We start from the raw sequence: 15,513 nt of genomic DNA, 5'->3' as shown, positions 1-15,513 counted from the left end.
TTCCGTGCTGGCGAGAGGCGGTTCAGAAAGCGTTCAGCGGCGTGGTTTTCCGGTTGGAAACCTTGTTTGTGGACGGGCTCAGACCATCGCCATGCCGCCGTTGACGTGGAGCGTCTGGCCGGTGACGTAGGCGGCTTCCTCCGATGCCAGATAGACCGCCGCGGCGCCGATCTCGGCCCCGGTGCCGAGGCGCCCGGCCGGCACGCGGGTCAGGATGGTCTCGCGCTGCTTCTCGTTCAGCGCGTCGGTCATCGCCGAGGTGATGAAGCCCGGCGCGATGCAGTTGACGGTGACGTTGCGGCTCGCGACTTCCGCGGCCAGCGCCTTGGTCATGCCGACGAGGCCGGCCTTGGCCGCCGCGTAATTGCCCTGGCCGGGATTGCCGGTGGTGCCGACGACCGAACCGATGCCGATGATGCGGCCGTAGCGGCGCTTCATCATGCCCCGGAGCGCCGCCCGCGACAGCCGGAAGGCGGCGGTGAGGTTGACGTCGAGCACGGCCTCCCACTCCTCGTCCTTCATCCGCATGAAGAGGTTGTCGCGGGTGATGCCGGCGTTGTTGACGAGGATATCGAGCCCGCCGAGGGCCGATTCGGCCGCCGGCAGCAGCGCCTCGACCGCCGCCTTGTCGGCGAGGTTGGCCTCGACCACGGCGACGCGCTCGCCGCCGAGGTCGGCCGCGAGGTCGTCCAGCACGCTCCTCCGCGTTCCGGAGAGAGCGACGTGGGCGCCTTGGGCGTGCAGCGCGCGGGCGATGGCGCCGCCGAGGCCGCCGGTCGCGCCGGTGACGAGGGCCTTGCGGCCGGTCAGGTCGAACATGGAGTCCCCTCGGAATTAAGACGCGTAGGCGGCGACGTCGTCGGGCGTGCCGACGGCGGAGGCCGTGGCGCCCGGCGCGATCCGCTTGACGAGGCCGGTCAGCACCTTGCCGGCGCCGAGTTCATGGAAGCGATCGACCCCGGCCTCGGCCATGGCGGCGACGCTCTCGCTCCAGCGGACGGTGCCGGTGACCTGGGCGACCAGCGCCTGGCGGATCGCCGCCGGATCGGTCAGCGGGCCCGCCGTGACGTTGGCGTAGACCGGCACGACCGGCGGATTCAGCGTCACCTCGGCCAGCGCCGCCTTCATGGTCTCGGCGGCGGGCGCCATCAGGGCGCAGTGGAACGGAGCGGAGACGTTGAGCAACACCGCGCGGCGCACGCCGCGGCCCTGCGCCAGCGCCATCGCCCGCTCGACCGCCTCCTTGTGGCCCGACAGCACGACCTGCCCGGCACCGTTGTCGTTGGCCACGCCGCAGACCATGCCCTCGGCAGCTTCCTCGGCGATGGCGCGGGCGGTCTGCAGATCGGGCCCGAGCAGGGCCGCCATGGCGCCGACGCCCGGCGCCACCGCCTTCTGCATCGCCTGCCCGCGGATGCGCAGCAGGCGCGCCGCGTCGGCGATGGAGAACGTGCCGGCCGCCGCCAGCGCCGAATATTCGCCGAGCGAGTGGCCGGCCACGTATGCCGCGTCGCGGGCGAGGTCGAGGCCGCGCTCGGCCTCCAAGGCGCGCAGAACCGCGAGGCTCGCCGCCATCAGCGCCGGCTGGGCGTTGGCAGTGAGGGTCAATGCGTCCGCCGGACCCTCGAACATCAGCTTCGACAGGCTCTCACCGAGCGCCTCGTCGACCTCGGCGAAGACCGCGCGGGCGGCGTGCGAGGATTCGGCGAGCGCCTTGCCCATGCCGACCGCTTGGCTGCCCTGCCCCGGAAAGATGAAGGCCCGCGTCATGCCGCTCCGTCGCCCCTGTCGTCTTCCGACCTCCGGAGCGAACGCCCGGCGGTCCGAGGTGCGGCGGACTGGCACCGCGGACAGCGGGTGTCAACAATGCAACGCACAAGACCGCGCGCCACGAGGGAAGCCGCCGACGGCCACGGCCGCGCTCGAACCGGCGGGGATTCCGCGCGTTCGATTCGTGATCCTCGTCCCATCGGGAGCATTCCAGAAATGTTCCGGACCTCGTTCCCCCAGGAAGCCGTCGGGCGCGCGCACAGCCTGATCGGCGCCTACGAGAGCGCCCAGGTCGGGCTCGCCGGCCTGTCCCGGGAGTTCCGCACGGAACTCGGCCCCACTCTCGACCGGCTCGGCCCGATGGGGCTCCCCTACCTGCGGGTGCTGCGCCACGATCTCGAACGGCGCACGCGGCAGGCCCGGAGGACGGCGCCGATCTTCATCGACCGCCTCACCGATCCGATGCTCGACCGGCGCCTGATCGCCTCCCGCGCCCTCCTGGACACGGTCCGGACCGAGGCGCAGGCCCGCGGCCTGCCGCTCTGACCGTCCGGTTGCACGAGGAAGCTTGCGGGCGGACCGTCCTCGTCGCACTCAAGCGGGAACGGACCGGAACACCCTCAGGCCGTTATTCTGGGGCGCTCCCAGGCGAACTCGGACTCCGCGACCGGCCTCGCCTTCATGCCCTAGCGGCGCATCTGGGGTGGATCACACGCCTCCGGCGCGTCCCTCCGGATCCGGGTTCCGCCGAGCGGCTCCGGAATGACGGGGTCGGGACGTCGGACCAAGGGCGACGGCTCCGTCAACCCGAGTTCGGGCTCGGCTCCTGGCTGCGCCACGATTCGCGCCTCATGGACGTCGACGGCGTCGGTCGGGACGACAGCTGTCGGCCTCGTCCCTCGGTAAAGCGAGGGAGCGCCAATGGCCTCCGTTACTTCGGGAAAGCTTTGTCGCCTCGGCCGGGGCGCTTCGACGGGCCGCTCGGCGAGGAAGGGCGCAAGACACGCTAGGCCGGGACGGCCGGGGTCTCGGTGGGCCGTTCCTCCCGCGCCGAGCCGGAAGCAATCGCGAGGAACAAGCCGAGGACGGCTGCAGCCGCGATCCGAACAACCGGCACGGCGCTGGCGTCCGACCGGCTCAACCCCGGCGGCGCTGGGCGGCGCGGGCGGTGAGCCAGAGCGGCTCGGGCTCGGCGCAGGGCAGGAGCGCGGCGACGGCGTCGAGATCGACGGCATAGGCGTCGGTCAGCTTGCGCCAGACGTCGGCCGAGGAGCCGGCGCCCTGGCCGAGGCGTTCGACGACGCGGGCGATGAGGCCGGGATGGGTGAGGCTGGGACGCGGTTCCGGAAGATCGGCGTTGAGCATGGTGTGTCGCCCCCTGGTGACGGGGTCGATCATCGGCGCGGCGTGGTTAACGAAGTGTTGCAATCGGCCCTTAGGCGTTCACGACCTCGTGGCCTGCAACCGGTTGGGGCCGGCGGCTTCGCGCCGCGGGCCGGCTGGGCTAGAAGCCGGGCGCGAATCCGATCGAGCGTGCCTCGCGGGGCGTCCCTTCGCAGCGGGCGTCCGGGAAAGGCACCTGAACTTGAGGCGAACGAGCTGGCGATGACCGATCCGCTGCCGAACGTGCACGTACGCGCCGAAATCCTGACCCAGGCGCTGCCCCACATGCAGCGCTACGATCAGGAGATCGTCGTCATCAAGTACGGCGGCCACGCCATGGGCGACCCGGCGGCGGCGGAGGACTTCGCCGAGGACATCGTGCTGCTGGAGCAGTCCGGCCTGAAGCCCATCGTCGTCCACGGCGGCGGGCCGCAGATCGGCCGGATGCTGGCGCGGCTCGGCATCGAGTCCGAGTTCAAGGGCGGGCTTCGCGTCACCGACGAGGCCACCGTCGAGGTGGTCGAGATGGTCTTGGCCGGCTCGATCAACAAGCAGATCGTCGGCTGGATCGCCGCCGAGGGCGGGCGCGCCATCGGCCTGTGCGGCAAGGACGGCAACATGGTCCGCGCCAAGCGGGCGCTGCGCACGATCCGCGACCCCGACAGCGACACCGAGCAGGAGGTCGATCTCGGCCTCGTCGGCGAGCCGGAGCATGTCGAGCGCGGCGTGCTCGACGCGGTGCTGAAGGCCGAGCTGATCCCGGTGCTCGCCCCCGTGGCCTACGGCGCCGACGGCAAGACCTACAACGTCAACGCCGACACGTTTGCCGGTGCGATCGCAGGCGCGCTCAGGGCCAAGCGCCTGCTGCTGCTGACCGACGTGCCGGGCGTGCTCGACAAGGACAAGAACCTGATCCCCGAGCTGACGGTGGAGGATTGCCGCCGCCTGATCGCCGACGGCACCATCACGGCGGGCATGATCCCGAAGGTCGAGACCTGCATCTACGCCCTCGAGCAGGGCGTGGAGGCGGTGGTCATCCTCAACGGCAAGGTGGCGCACGCCGCGCTCTTGGAGCTGTTCACCGATTTCGGTGCCGGCACCCTGATCCGGCGCACCTGAGCGCATTTGCGCGCGACGAAGCGCGGCGGTGTTCCGCCGTGCTTCCCCTCCTACATCATGAGACGGGGGCGCCCTTCGCCCCGCTCCCGAGCAGGCTCCGCCCTTCGTGCCTCTGTCGCCGACGACCCATTTCACCGCACCCGATGCGCCGGGCTTCGCCCATGTCGACACCTGGGTGTTCGACCTCGACAACACGCTCTACCCGAGCGACGCGCGGGTCTGGCCGCAGGTGGACGAGCGCATCACGCTCTTCGTGATGGGGCTCTACGGGCTGGACGGGCTCTCGGCCCGCGCACTCCAGAAATACTTCTACCACCGCTACGGCACGACCCTGAAGGCGCTGATGGTGGAGGACCGCATCGATCCGCACGCCTTCCTCGACTTCGCCCACGACATCGACCACTCGACCATCCTGCTGGACGAGGCGCTCGGCGCGGCGATCGAACGGCTGCCGGGTCGAAAGCTGATCCTCACCAACGGCTCGCGCCGCCACGCCGAGCGGGTGGCGGAAAAGCTCGGCATCCTCGACCATTTCGAGGACGTGTTCGACATCGCGGCCGCCGACTTCGTGCCCAAGCCCGAGAAGGTCACCTACGAGCGCTTCCTCGACCGGCACGGGGTCGATCCCCGCCGCGCGGTGCTGTTCGAGGACATCGCCCGCAACCTCGCGGTGCCGCACGATCTCGGCATGGGCACCGTGCTCGTCGTGCCGCCGACGCCCGATCCTTTTCGCGAGCGGTTCGAGCAGGAGGCGGTCAAGGAGCCGCATATCGACCACATCACCAGCGATCTCGCGGGCTTTCTCCAGTCCTGCGTGCTGCCGGTGGCCGAGGCCGCGACGCCGTGAGCACGCCGACCGACTGGGCAGGGTTGCGCGCCCCAAGCCTCGCCGAGATCGAGGCTTTGGCGGATGCCGCCTTCGCGGCGTTGCCGGAAGAATTCCGCCACCTCTGCGCGGGCGTGCGCATCCACGTCGACGATTTCCCCGACGAGGAGACGCTGACCGAGATGGACTGCGCCACCGAATTCGACCTGCTCGGGCTTTTTCGCGGCGTCGGGCTGGCGCAATCCGGCGAGGTCGCCACGGGCCAGATGCCCAACGCCGTCTGGCTCTACCGCCGGCCGTTGCTCGACTACTGGGCCGAGCACGACGAGAGCCTGGGCCATCTCGTCACCCACGTCCTCGTCCACGAGATCGGCCACCATTTCGGCCTGTCCGACGACGACATGGCCGAGATCGAGGCCGCGGCGGACGCCATCACCGACGGTTGAGGGTCAGCTCCGCACGGGCAGGCGCGGGATCAGCCCGACCTTCGGCCGGCTGTGGCGGAACTGGCCGCGCTCGACCGCCACGAAGGTCAGGATCGTCAACGCCAGCGTCGTCAGCCACCAGACCAAGGTGAGGCCGACGCCGAGGCAGCCGACCGCGAAGGCCGCCGCGAAGGCCGCCATGGCGCAGGGCACGAGCGCCGTGGCGTCGCGGCCGGCGCGGCGGATCCCGCCGTGGAGCGCGAAGGCGGCGGCGAAGGCGCCGACGATGCCGAGTTCGTACCAGAACTCGAACAGCATCGTGGTCGGGGCGTTGGCCGGCACGATGCCGTAGATGCGCCCGCGCAAGGCCGTCTCCAGGCCGTGGCCGGTGATGAGCCGCACCGGCTCCAGGGTCACGAGCTTCTGCCACGCCTTCAGCGCCAGCACGCCGGGCGAGACCGGGCCGAACAGGGCCGCGCCGATCGGCCGGGCCAGGAAGGGCAGCAGCGGGGCGACCGCGAGCAGGCCGGCGGCGGCGAGCGCCGTCACCTTCACGCCGAGCGACAGGCGCCAGTTGGTGAGCGCGAAGGCGAGGGCGCCGATGGCGAGCGCGAAGAGCGGCGTCGAGGCCGGCGCCGTCAGCAGCGCGCCCGCGACCAGCACCGCCACCACCAGGGATTCGGTGTCGCGCCGCCGCGAACGCAGCCACGCGACCGCGGGCCAGACCAGCAGGGCGAGCAGCACGCCGCCGCGCTCCAGCGCGCTGTCGCCGTCGGGGTTGCCCCTCAGCATCGCGTCGCCGACGAGGCCGATCAGGATCGCGACGATGGCCGCCGCGCCGACGCCGAGCGGCAGCAGGTAGAGATTGGCCGAGCGCATCCGGTCGGGCAGCGCGAGATAAGCGAGCAGCGTCATCGCGACGGTGGCGATCAGGTTGCCGAAGCGCTCGCTCGCCGGTCCCGGAAACGGCGTCCAGACCAGGCTGAGGCCGCACCAGAACACCACCAGCAGTCCGGCCAGGAACGAGGGCGCGGTCAGGAGCCGCCGCACGGAGGGCTGGACCGCGCGCTGGCGCCGGTCGATGGCGCTCGCGGTGATGAGCAGGACCACGGCGATGGGCGCCAGCACCACGGTGGCGCGGCGCGACACCTGGGCAGCCACCGGCAGGGCCACGAACAGGCCGAAGAAGCCCATGCGCCGCAGCAAGGCCGCCGCGTCGAGGGCGGGATCCACGATCGTGTTGGGTGCGCGCGCCATGCGAGGGGACCGGGTCCGGCGACAGCGCGCAGCGCGCTCGCCCTCAACCTACCTAGTGCAGCCGCGGTTGGGCGGCTGTAGGCGTCGTGCAACACCCCTGCGGCGAGCCCTCGGAGCGCTTCGGCTCAGATCGGCGTGGTCTCCGGCCGCCGGCGGCGGGTGCGGCGGGCCATGTGGCGGCCGAAATCGGCGGTGACGCGCCAGCCGCCCCAGGCGGCGAGGAAGCCCAGCAGCCCCGCCACGATGCCGTCGGTCGTCGTCGGCACCGCCGGCTGGTAGTCGCGATAGGCTGACCGGGCGATGCCCATGTCGGGGTCGCGGGTGATGACGAAGAGGCGGCCCAGCGGGCTCTGGGCCGCGTCGAGCGCCTGCTTCTGCGCCTCCAGGCTCTTCAGACGCTCGATGTCGGCGCGGGCCGCCTCGCCGCGCCGGGCCGCGAAGGCGTCGGGGCTCCGGCGCAGCCGCTCCAGCGCCGCCTCCCGGCTGCTGCCGGTCGCCTGCGCATCGGCGTCGAGGGCGGCGATGGAGCGGCGCAGCTCGTCGAGCGCCCCGCCGAGGCGCTGGGCGTATTGCTGCGCGAATTCCGGCCCCTGCGCCGCGAGGACCGCGGCGAGGAGCCCGAAGGCGAGACCGAGGGTGCGGACGACGCGGAACACGAGTTCACCTCCCTACCGAGGGCCGATCGAGCGCGGGTCCCCTCCCCCTTGCGGGGAGGGGTCAGGGGTGGGGGTGGTTCAGGATGGATCGCCGAGCTTCATCCGGCACCACCCCCACCTCCTACCTCCTCCCCGCAAGGGGGAGGAGAGCGCTCCGTTCTGCTTACACGGAGATGTGTGAGCCGAAGAGCGAGCAGTTAGCGCACTCGCCGCGGACGGGGAGAGCGCAGCCGCTCATGCACCCGCGGACACCACGGCCGCCGCGACCCTCGCCTCGTCCAGCGCGTCCACGGCGCCTGCCACCTTCACGGCCCGCGTCGGCCGGTTCGGTGCCAGGATCAGGATCACCGTCTCGAAGCCGGGGCAGGCCGGGTCGGCGCAGACGATCTCGCTCACCGTCATCGCCGTGTCCGGCCCGTAGCCGCCGGCCGCCCGCGCCCAGGCCTCGACCCGGCGGCGGGCGGGGGCGTCGGGGCGCTCGCGGCGTCCGAACAGGGCCATGCCGGATCAGGCCGGGAGGGTTAGCACGCCGGCCTGCCCGCCGGCGCTGCCGAAGGCGAGGCGGCGCCCGGCCGCGTCCCAGGCGAGCGCCGAGATGGCGCCGCCCTTGGTCGCCGGGCGCACCAGCAGCTCGGCGGCGTCGGTGAAGCGCACCAGCAGCACGCAGCCGTCCTCGTAGCCGATAGCCAGCACGGGCGACTTTGGATGAAACGCCACCTGCGAGACCCGGGCCGGGCGCACGCCGCATTCCCGCGGGGCCTTGCCGGTCGGCCCCTCCTTCGAGTCGAACGGCCAGACGATGGCCGCCTCCGCCCCGCTGGTGGCGAGCCACTTGCCGTCGGACGACCACGACAGCGAGCGCACCTTGGCGGGGTAGCCCGACATCCGCATGTGGCCGCGGTCGGGCTGGAGGCGCCAGCCGTGGAGCGCGTTCTCCTGCATGGTCGAGACGACGAAGCGCCCGTCGTGCGACCACGTCACGTCGAGATGCGAGCCCTTCCACTCGATGAATTCCGGCGGGGTCTCGAGGTTGGGGTACCAGAGGCTGACGCCGTTGTAGTGCGCCACGGCCAGCCGGTAGCCCTTCGGGGCGAAGGCGAGGCCGCGCGCCGTCGAGGGGGCGGCCAACGTCTTCTCGCGGCCCTTGGCATCGCGGGCGACGACGTTGCGGCCGCTGGCAAAGGCGACCGCACCGTCCGGGTGGAGCGCGAGCGCGTCGACCCAGCCCTTGACGCTGGCGAGTTCTGCAGCCGTGCCCTTCGCGTCGGTGGCGACGACGCGCCCGTCGTCGCCCGCGCTGACGAGCCGCTTGCCGTCGCCGAGCGCCGACAGGATCGCGCCCTCAGGGTGCGCCGCCACCGCCTCGGAGGCGCCGTCGCGGGTCAGCAACACCTGCCCGTCGCCGAGGGCCAGGGCCAAAACGTCGCCGAGCCAGTGGGCGGCGGTGACGTGGGCGTCCGCCGTGATCGGCACGACGTGCTCGGCCAGCGTTGGGGCGGAAACGCTCATTCGGATCGACCTTCCTTCATAGAGACCGTTGACGGGCGGGGCCGGCGGCGGGCCGGCTCGCCAGGGTGACGAAACCGGCGCCGAGGCAGAGCATTCCGGCCAGGGCGGCCGGGATCGCCAGCGCCGCGACGCCCAGATGCGCATGGGCGAGCGTGCCGGCAACCGCCCCGGCGAGGAGGGCGATCCAGACCGCGGCGTCGCCGAACCAGCCGAAGCGGGGGCCGCGGCCGGCGAGCGCCAGCGCCGCCTTCTGCCCGAACGAGAACAGCGCCCCGGTGATGAAGGTGGTGCCGGCGCGAAACCCCTGCACGTGGGCCAGCACCGCGTTCTGGCCGCCCATCGCGAGCGCCAGGAACAGGGCGGCGATGCCGAGCCGCGCGCCCTCGACCGCAGTGACGAGGGCCGCCGTGACCGCCACCGTCTCGAAGGCGAGCACCGCGGGCGTGACCCATCGCGCGGGGGTCAGCGCCGCGAGCGCCCCGCCGGTCACCGCGCCGACCAGGAAGGCGGCGATCAGCAGCGCGGGCAGCACCGCATGGATCGGTTCGCCGTGGCCGAGCGCCACGGCCATCTGCGTCGTGTTCCCGCTCATGAGCGAGGTGTAGAGGCCGCCGAGGCGGATGAATCCGAGCGCGTCGACGAAGCCGGCCATCGCCGTCAGCACGACGCCGAAGCCGATCTGCCATCGGCGCGTCACGATCTCGCCGCGGCCGTTTCCGCCGTCCCGTCAAGGTTAACCAACTGGTTACCAATTGCGCGCAAATCGAAGCAATCACGGTGAACGCGGCCCTCCACGGCCCCGTTGGTCCGGCGATCCGCAAGCTCGGCCGTTGCCCGAGCCCGGGTGAGTTGGAGTTCTGCCATGATCCCCTTCGCCTGCACCGCCGCCGCCCTGCCCGCCTTCCCGTTCGCGCCGCATACCGGCACGATCCTGGTCGTCGAGGACGAGGCCTTCGTCTGCGAGCTCGCCGCCGAGGCCCTGCTCGACGAAGGGTACCGCGTGCTCACCGCCACCGATGCCGACGAGGCCGAGGCGATCCTGTCGAGCGAGCAGGTGGATCTGCTCTTCACCGATATCGATCTCGCCCGCAACACGAACGGGATCGCGCTGGCCCACCGCGCCCGCCGCGCCCTGCCGCGCCTGCCGGTGGTCTACACCTCGGGCGGCCGCGACGGCCTGTCGCCGGCGGAAGCCGTGTCCCGCTCGGTGTTCGTGCCCAAGCCCTACCGCACCGCCCAGATCGTGGCCGTGACCCACGACCTGCTGCGCGACCGCGGCTGATTCCTTTCGGCCAAACCCAACCACGAGCCTGTCCGATGCGCCGCTCCCTCGCCTGCGCCCTCCTTCTGCTCGCCCTCGCACCCTCGGCGCAGGCCGCCTGCGCCGTCGAGGATTCCGGGCTGGAACCCGCCATCGCCGAGAAGAAGGAATTGCAGGAGGCCAAGAACGCACAGATCGTGCGCGATCTCCGCACCCTGCGCGACGCCGCGATCGTGCTCGACTCCTACGGTTTCCCGAAGGAGTGCAAGGAGTTGGTCGCCATCCTCAAGGAGCTGACCGCCAAGCCCGACGCCACGATCAAGCGGAGCGGCGACACCGACGAGGAGAAGGCGGAGGAGATCCAGGAATCCCGCGAGCCGAAGGTGGGACCGAAGGAGCCGCGGGCCCGCTGAGCCGCCCGCTCAGACGAGGTCCTTCGGGAAGTCGCCGCCGCGGGGGACGATCCCGACGGTTACGCCGCCATGGCGAGCGATGGCAGCGGCCACCGTCTCCGGCGGTGTCGGGGCACCCTCGCTCTCGCTGACGACGACGCCCGCCAGCGCGACGCCGTGGGCCCGCAGCGTCTCGACCGCGGTCAGCGCGTGGCTGATGGCACCGAGATAGCTGCCCGAGACGAGGAGCGCGGGCAGTTCCAGCGCCTTCAGCCAGTCGAGACCGGTCGCGGCCTCCGTCACCGGACTCATCAGCCCGCCGACGCCCTCGATCAGCAGCATCTCGCCGGGAGCCGCCTCGGACAGACGTGCGCGACACCATACGGTGAGGTCGTCGAGCGCGAGGCTGCGCCCTTCGCGCATCGCGGCGAGATCGGGGGCGAGCGGGGCCGAGAAACGCCAGGGCGAACACGCCTCGACCGCCGCCGGGGTGATCGCGATGTTTTGAGCGGCGAGCAGCCGGCCGGTGTCGCTCTCGGCGAAAGCCGGATCGTCCATTGGCGGCACGCCGCTGGCGAGCGGCTTCAGGGCGCGGACGCGGCGCCCTTCCGCGCGAAGGTGCCGGACGAGGGCGGCGGTGACGTAGGTTTTTCCGAGTTCGGTGCCGGCGCCGGCGATGAAGAGTGCGGGCGGAAGCGGCATGGCGGCTCGACGGGATACGGACTCATGACGGCCATCCCACCCACACCCTCATCCCGAGGTGCTGCGTAGCAGCCTCGAAGGAGGGCTCCAGAAGTCTCAGCGATCCCCGGAGCCCTCCTTCGAGGCCTCCGCTTCGCTCCGGCGCCTCAGGATGAGGGGGATGGGTTGGATCGGCGGAGGGGCGGCGCGCCGCCCCTCCCCCAAAAAATCACTTCTCGACGAAGGCCTTCTCGATGACGTAGTGGGCCGCCTCGCCGTGGTTGCCCTCCTCGTAGCCCAGCCCCGTCAGCATCTCGCGGGTGTCCTTGATCATCTCCGGCGAGCCGCACAGCATGAAGCGGTCGGCCTCGATCGACATGGGCGGCAGGCCGATATCCTCGAACAGCTTGCCCGAGGTCATCAGGTCGGTGATCCGGCCGCGGTTGCGGAACGGCTCGCGGGTCACGGTCGGGTAGTAGATCAGCTGATTCGCGATCATCTCGCCCAAAAACTCGTGGCGAGGCAGGGTCTCGGTGATGGTCTCGCCGTAGGCCAGTTCCTGCACCTGACGGCAGCCATGGACCAGCACGACCTTCTCGAAGCGGTCGTAGGTCTCCGGGTCCTTGATGATCGACAGGAACGGGGCGAGCCCGGTGCCGGTGCCGAGCAGGTAGAGGTGGCGGCCGGGCAGGAGGTTGTCGAGCACCAGCGTGCCGGTCGGCTTCTTGCCGATCATCACGGGATCGCCGACCTTGAGGTGCTGGAGCTTGCTGGTCAGCGGGCCGTTCGGCACCTTGATCGAGAAGAACTCCAGCTCCTCCTCGTAATTGGCCGAGACCACCGAGTAGGCGCGCAGGAGCGGGCGCCCCTCGACCTCGATGCCGATCATCGTGAACTCGCCGTTGCGGAAGCGGAACGAGGGATCGCGGGTGGTCCGGAAGGAGAAGAGCGTGTCGGTCCAGTGGTGGACGGAGAGGACGCGCTCCTCGTTGTACTTGCTCATCGGCCGCAGGTTTCCCGATTCTCGAAGCGTCTCGCGCGGGGTCTTCTCGCAGGTGCAGCAACCACGTCAAGACGCAGGGCTGCCACAGCCACCGGAATGCGTCTTTGTCTGGAACTGTTCTTGAAACCGATGCATGCCTGCCCTCTGATGAGCGCATCGGCGACGGTCCGCTCCGAGGTCACGGGCTCGGCTCGACCCGTACGTCGCCCAGGATGATCGGCGTGTGGTGATGGCCGGTATGGGCCGCGAAGGCCTGGCCCGTGACACGGAGGGCCCGACCCGGCTTGATGCCGCCGAGATCGCGCGTGGTGGCCGCGAGTTGGACTTCGGTGATGCGGGCGATGGCCGGGCTCGTCCCATCCCGATCGGTCTTGTCCTCCGCCATGCAGGCGGGCTTGGTGAGAGCGAGGACGAGCACCGTCTCCGGGCGGTCGCCGCGGGCGACGCTCTCGTAATTCGGTGGTCCGGGATAGGTCCGCCTGATCAGGCGGCCCGCGAGGCCGATCCGGTTCGCGTAAAGCAGGCAGACCTTCGCTCCGCCGCCCGCCGGTGCCGGCCGTGTCCGTGGCGCGGTCGCCTCCGTCGCGCTCGCGGCGATGGTCGATCCCGCGAGAAGAAGCGCGGCCGCCGCGCTGCGCATCATCCCGCCTCCCCGGCTCACAGCGGCTTCAGCCCCGCCTCGATCTCGGCCCGGCGCGACTCCAGGAACGGCGGCAGGGCGAGGCGCTCGCCCAAGGTCTCCATCGGCTCGTCGGTGGCGAAGCCCGGGCCGTCGGTGGCGATCTCGAACAGGATGCCGTTGGGCTCGCGGAAATAGAGGCTGCGGAAGTAGTAGCGGTCGACCGGGCCACTGGAGGGCATGCGGCGCTGCTTCAGCCGGTCGGCCCAGGCCTCGTAATCGGCATCCGGCACCCGGAAGGCGACGTGGTGGACGCCGCCCGCGCCCTGGCGGGCGGTTGCGCTCGGGTCCCGCAGGAGATGCACCTCCGCCGCCGGGCCGCCGGGGCCGGTCTCGAACACGGTGACCTCACCCTCGGGCAATTCGAAGGTGCGAGCGCGGACAAAGCCCATCACCTCGGTGAGCACGGCTTCCGTGCGCTCAGGCTGCGCCACCGCGAGGCGGATCGGACCGAGGCCGCGGATCTGATGGGCCGCCGGCACCGGGCTGGCCTCCCACGGATGGGCTTCGCCCCTGCCGCCGTCGTCGATCAGGCTGAGACGCTGGCCCTCGCCGTCCTCGAAGTCGAGGGTCAGGCGCCCGTCGCGCAGGATCGCCGGATGGTGGCTCACGCCCTGGCGGCCGAGATGCGCGCGCCACCAGTCGAAGGCCCCCTCCCCCGACACGCGAAAGGCCGTGCGGACGATGCTGTTGCCGCCGCGGCGCTCCGGCGGGGCCGGCCAGTCGAAGAAGGTGAGGTCCGAGCCCGGCGAGGCGCGCCCGTCGGCGTAGAACAGGTGGTAGGCCGAGACGTCGTCCTGGTTGACCGTCTTCTTGACCAGCCGGAGGCCGAGCACGCGGGTGTAGAAGGCGAGGTTGTCGGCCGCGCGCGCCGTGATCGCGGTGACGTGGTGGAGTCCGGTGAGCTGCATCGCGGGGCCTTGAGGCGGGAGGAGCCGGGTGGGCTCCAGATAGGGGCTCGCCGCTTGAGCCCAAGGCTCGGGTCAGGCCGAGGCCGTGCTCAGAGGTTGTGAATTTTTCGACTGCGTCGTTGCAGGAGGCGAGCCTGGGTGGTTCCCCGTGTTGAGCGAGGGAGAAGCCGGGATGGGCGGGCTGTTTGCGGAGCTTGCGGAGCATCCGGTTCCGGCCTCGCCGGGTTCGCGCGGCGGGGCCCGCCTGCGGATGCCGTGCCGGGCGCAGGTGCGGCTGGACTGGCTCGATCTGGACGGGCTGATCGAGGCGGACCATCCGGCGCGGGCGATCTGGGCCTATGCCGCGCAGGTGGACTTCTCGGGCTTCGAGGCGCGGATCAAGGCGCGCGAGGGCCGGCCGGGTCAGGCGCAGACCGCGCCGCACCTGCTGCTGGCGCTGTGGCTCTCTGCGACCAGCGACGGAGTCGGCAGCGCACGGGCGGTGGCGCGGCTGTGCGTGAGCGCGCCGGCCTATCGCTGGCTGTGCGGCGGTGTGGGCGTGAACCACCATGCCCTGTCGGACTTCCGCAACGACCCGAGCGTGGACATCGACGACCTGCTGGCGCGCCATGTGGCGAGCCTGTCGCTGGCAGGCTTGGTCGATCTCGACGAGATCGCTCAGGACGGGGTGCGGGTGCGCGCGAGTGCGGGGGCGGCCTCGTTCCGGCGGCGGGCGACGCTGGAGGAGGCCTACGCCCGGGCGCAGGCGGTTCTGGCGGGTCTGGCGCAGGACGAGGCGGCGGCGCCCGGGGCCTCGGGCCGGCGGCGGCAGGCGCGGCGGGAGAGCGCGGCGCGCGAGCGTCTGGCGCGCGTCGGGCAGGCGCTGACCGCGCTGGGGGAGATCGAGGCACAGCGCGCGGCCCGCGAGAGGGGCCGCAACGGCAGGAGCCAAGGCGACGACACGGACCGTGGCGCGGGCAGCGTAACCCAGGAGCCAGCCGCCGTTCCGACAGCTGCGCCCCAAGATGTCGAGACAGGGGCCGAGACGGGCTCGGGGAAGGCCGCCGAGCCGAAGGCGCCGCGGGCCTCGACCACCGATCCGCAGGCGCGGGTGATGAAGATGGCCGACGGCGGCCCTCATCCTGAGCTTGTCGAAGGACAGGCCGGCCTACAACGTGCAGATCGCCAGCCTGCCGGCCAGCGGGCTCGTGGTGGGCGTGCAGGTGGGCAACGTCGGCTCCGACCGCGGCCTGGCCGAGCCGATGGCGGCCGCGCTCGCCGCCCGCTACGGGCATCGGGCTCGGCGCTACCTCGTCGATGGCGGCTTCCAGTGCGCGGCCGACATCGAGGCGGCGCACGCGGCCGGCACCGATCCCTACCGCGTCCGCAAGACCGACGGCCCTGGCGTCGCCACCTGGCGCACCCGCATGGCGACGCCGCAAGTCCAGGCGGTGGTCCAGCGCCGCGCCCGCTGCGAACTGATCCATGCCCACCTGCGCAACCTCAGCCTCGACCGCCTGCGGGTGCGCGGCCTGCGCAAGGTCCAGAACTGGATGAGCGGCTTCGCCCTGGCGCTCAACATCCTCACCGAACGCCGCCTGCGCGCCGCCCGACCGGCCTGAGGCGCCCGGAACTCCGCGGGGCTTGGCTGCCAGGCCCGTC

Annotated in this window: 18 protein-coding genes and 2 pseudogenes; 8 read left to right on the top strand and 12 right to left on the bottom strand. The window is 71.7% G+C overall.

Annotation, left to right across the window (positions count from 1 at the left end):
• Window positions 1-78 precede the first annotated feature (78 nt).
• Both fabG and fabD read right to left on the bottom strand, forming a co-directional pair.
• Window positions 79-819: a 3-oxoacyl-[acyl-carrier-protein] reductase gene (gene fabG / locus HNR00_RS08260; RefSeq protein WP_183567729.1), complete on the bottom strand. Its 741-nt coding sequence runs from the start codon at window positions 817-819 to the stop codon at window positions 79-81.
• A 15-nt stretch (window positions 820-834) separates the two neighbouring features.
• Window positions 835-1,770, bottom strand: a complete 936-nt coding sequence (gene fabD, locus HNR00_RS08255) for an ACP S-malonyltransferase (protein WP_183567726.1) — start codon at window positions 1,768-1,770, stop codon at window positions 835-837.
• A 216-nt stretch (window positions 1,771-1,986) separates the two neighbouring features.
• Here fabD and HNR00_RS08250 point away from each other — a divergent pair, with 216 nt between their 5' ends.
• The gene (locus HNR00_RS08250) at window positions 1,987-2,316 is read left to right on the top strand and encodes a hypothetical protein (RefSeq protein ID WP_183567723.1); all 330 of its coding nucleotides are present in this window, start codon (window positions 1,987-1,989) and stop codon (window positions 2,314-2,316) included.
• Between the two features lie 591 nt (window positions 2,317-2,907).
• Here the strand turns inward: HNR00_RS08250 and HNR00_RS08245 are convergent.
• Window positions 2,908-3,135 carry a hypothetical protein gene (locus HNR00_RS08245; protein ID WP_183567720.1) on the bottom strand — a complete coding sequence of 76 codons (228 nt, stop codon included), beginning with the start codon at window positions 3,133-3,135 and terminating at the stop codon, window positions 2,908-2,910.
• A 240-nt stretch (window positions 3,136-3,375) separates the two neighbouring features.
• On the opposite strand from HNR00_RS08245, the gene argB reads away from it, so the two are divergent.
• From argB to HNR00_RS08230, 3 genes are all read left to right on the top strand, one after another.
• Entirely contained in the window at window positions 3,376-4,272 is an 897-nt protein-coding gene (gene argB, locus HNR00_RS08240; protein WP_183567717.1) for an acetylglutamate kinase, read from the top strand.
• A 106-nt stretch (window positions 4,273-4,378) separates the two neighbouring features.
• Entirely contained in the window at window positions 4,379-5,119 is a 741-nt protein-coding gene (locus tag HNR00_RS08235; RefSeq protein ID WP_183567714.1) for a pyrimidine 5'-nucleotidase, read from the top strand.
• Window positions 5,116-5,544 carry a metallopeptidase family protein gene (locus HNR00_RS08230; protein ID WP_183567711.1) on the top strand — a complete coding sequence of 143 codons (429 nt, stop codon included), beginning with the start codon at window positions 5,116-5,118 and terminating at the stop codon, window positions 5,542-5,544. Before HNR00_RS08235 ends, HNR00_RS08230 begins: the two co-directional genes overlap by 4 nt.
• A 3-nt stretch (window positions 5,545-5,547) precedes the next feature.
• Here the strand turns inward: HNR00_RS08230 and HNR00_RS08225 are convergent, their stop codons facing one another.
• The 5 genes from HNR00_RS08225 to HNR00_RS08205 form a co-directional block, all read right to left on the bottom strand.
• A complete protein-coding gene (locus HNR00_RS08225; protein WP_183567708.1) occupies window positions 5,548-6,780 on the bottom strand; it encodes a peptide ABC transporter permease in 1,233 nt (410 codons plus the stop codon).
• Between the two features lie 125 nt (window positions 6,781-6,905).
• Window positions 6,906-7,436, bottom strand: a complete 531-nt coding sequence (locus HNR00_RS08220; protein ID WP_183567706.1) for a DUF2937 family protein — start codon at window positions 7,434-7,436, stop codon at window positions 6,906-6,908.
• 234 nt (window positions 7,437-7,670) lie between these two features.
• Window positions 7,671-7,937: a hypothetical protein gene (locus HNR00_RS08215; protein ID WP_183567703.1), complete on the bottom strand. Its 267-nt coding sequence runs from the start codon at window positions 7,935-7,937 to the stop codon at window positions 7,671-7,673.
• 6 nt (window positions 7,938-7,943) lie between these two features.
• Window positions 7,944-8,945 carry a WD40 repeat domain-containing protein gene (locus HNR00_RS08210; protein ID WP_183567700.1) on the bottom strand — a complete coding sequence of 334 codons (1,002 nt, stop codon included), beginning with the start codon at window positions 8,943-8,945 and terminating at the stop codon, window positions 7,944-7,946.
• Between the two features lie 16 nt (window positions 8,946-8,961).
• The gene (locus HNR00_RS08205) at window positions 8,962-9,642 is read right to left on the bottom strand and encodes a YoaK family protein (protein WP_183567697.1); all 681 of its coding nucleotides are present in this window, start codon (window positions 9,640-9,642) and stop codon (window positions 8,962-8,964) included.
• A gap of 165 nt (window positions 9,643-9,807) precedes the next feature.
• Between HNR00_RS08205 and HNR00_RS08200 the strand changes: the two genes are divergently transcribed.
• A complete protein-coding gene (locus HNR00_RS08200) occupies window positions 9,808-10,227 on the top strand; it encodes a response regulator (protein ID WP_183567694.1) in 420 nt (139 codons plus the stop codon).
• Between the two features lie 35 nt (window positions 10,228-10,262).
• Window positions 10,263-10,619: a photosystem reaction center subunit H gene (locus tag HNR00_RS08195; protein ID WP_183567691.1), complete on the top strand. Its 357-nt coding sequence runs from the start codon at window positions 10,263-10,265 to the stop codon at window positions 10,617-10,619.
• Between the two features lie 9 nt (window positions 10,620-10,628).
• Here HNR00_RS08195 and bioD read toward each other — a convergent pair whose 3' ends face one another.
• The 4 genes from bioD to HNR00_RS08175 form a co-directional block, all read right to left on the bottom strand.
• Entirely contained in the window at window positions 10,629-11,300 is a 672-nt protein-coding gene (gene bioD / locus HNR00_RS08190) for a dethiobiotin synthase (protein WP_183567688.1), read from the bottom strand.
• Between the two features lie 208 nt (window positions 11,301-11,508).
• Window positions 11,509-12,282 (bottom strand): ferredoxin--NADP reductase, encoded by a 774-nt coding sequence (locus HNR00_RS08185; RefSeq protein WP_183567686.1) that lies wholly within the window; start codon window positions 12,280-12,282, stop codon window positions 11,509-11,511.
• 178 nt (window positions 12,283-12,460) lie between these two features.
• Entirely contained in the window at window positions 12,461-12,925 is a 465-nt protein-coding gene (locus HNR00_RS08180) for a DUF4431 domain-containing protein (protein WP_183567683.1), read from the bottom strand.
• A gap of 14 nt (window positions 12,926-12,939) precedes the next feature.
• Window positions 12,940-13,872 (bottom strand): ring-cleaving dioxygenase, encoded by a 933-nt coding sequence (locus HNR00_RS08175; RefSeq protein ID WP_183567680.1) that lies wholly within the window; start codon window positions 13,870-13,872, stop codon window positions 12,940-12,942.
• 172 nt (window positions 13,873-14,044) lie between these two features.
• Here HNR00_RS08175 and HNR00_RS26145 point away from each other — a divergent pair.
• Together HNR00_RS26145 and HNR00_RS08170 are read left to right on the top strand one after the other, a co-directional pair.
• Window positions 14,045-14,431 (top strand): annotated as a pseudogene (locus tag HNR00_RS26145) (transposase); the annotation flags it as partial.
• 486 nt (window positions 14,432-14,917) lie between these two features.
• Window positions 14,918-15,473, top strand: a pseudogene (locus HNR00_RS08170) (transposase); the annotation flags it as partial.
• Between the last annotated feature and the right edge of the window lie 40 nt (window positions 15,474-15,513).

This window comes from Methylorubrum rhodinum, from assembly GCF_014199935.1.
Classification (GTDB): Bacteria; Pseudomonadota; Alphaproteobacteria; order Rhizobiales; family Beijerinckiaceae; genus Methylobacterium; species Methylobacterium rhodinum.
The sequence above is the reverse complement of the archived record's forward strand: the minus strand, read 5'-3'. Positions and strand labels throughout refer to the sequence as shown.

What these genes read in the sequence shown, in the direction of transcription:
- fabG (WP_183567729.1), bottom strand. Translation starts at nt 819, where the DNA reads ATGTTCGACCTGACCGGCCGCAAGGCCCTCGTCACCGGCGCGACCGGC.
- fabD (WP_183567726.1), bottom strand. Translation starts at nt 1,770, where the DNA reads ATGACGCGGGCCTTCATCTTTCCGGGGCAGGGCAGCCAAGCGGTCGGC.
- HNR00_RS08250 (WP_183567723.1), top strand. Translation starts at nt 1,987, where the DNA reads ATGTTCCGGACCTCGTTCCCCCAGGAAGCCGTCGGGCGCGCGCACAGC.
- HNR00_RS08245 (WP_183567720.1), bottom strand. Translation starts at nt 3,135, where the DNA reads ATGCTCAACGCCGATCTTCCGGAACCGCGTCCCAGCCTCACCCATCCC.
- argB (WP_183567717.1), top strand. Translation starts at nt 3,376, where the DNA reads ATGACCGATCCGCTGCCGAACGTGCACGTACGCGCCGAAATCCTGACC.
- HNR00_RS08225 (WP_183567708.1), bottom strand. Translation starts at nt 6,780, where the DNA reads ATGGCGCGCGCACCCAACACGATCGTGGATCCCGCCCTCGACGCGGCG.
- HNR00_RS08215 (WP_183567703.1), bottom strand. Translation starts at nt 7,937, where the DNA reads ATGGCCCTGTTCGGACGCCGCGAGCGCCCCGACGCCCCCGCCCGCCGC.
- HNR00_RS08210 (WP_183567700.1), bottom strand. Translation starts at nt 8,945, where the DNA reads ATGAGCGTTTCCGCCCCAACGCTGGCCGAGCACGTCGTGCCGATCACG.
- HNR00_RS08200 (WP_183567694.1), top strand. Translation starts at nt 9,808, where the DNA reads ATGATCCCCTTCGCCTGCACCGCCGCCGCCCTGCCCGCCTTCCCGTTC.
- HNR00_RS08195 (WP_183567691.1), top strand. Translation starts at nt 10,263, where the DNA reads ATGCGCCGCTCCCTCGCCTGCGCCCTCCTTCTGCTCGCCCTCGCACCC.
- bioD (WP_183567688.1), bottom strand. Translation starts at nt 11,300, where the DNA reads ATGCCGCTTCCGCCCGCACTCTTCATCGCCGGCGCCGGCACCGAACTC.
- HNR00_RS08185 (WP_183567686.1), bottom strand. Translation starts at nt 12,282, where the DNA reads ATGAGCAAGTACAACGAGGAGCGCGTCCTCTCCGTCCACCACTGGACC.
- HNR00_RS08180 (WP_183567683.1), bottom strand. Translation starts at nt 12,925, where the DNA reads ATGATGCGCAGCGCGGCGGCCGCGCTTCTTCTCGCGGGATCGACCATC.
- HNR00_RS08175 (WP_183567680.1), bottom strand. Translation starts at nt 13,872, where the DNA reads ATGCAGCTCACCGGACTCCACCACGTCACCGCGATCACGGCGCGCGCG.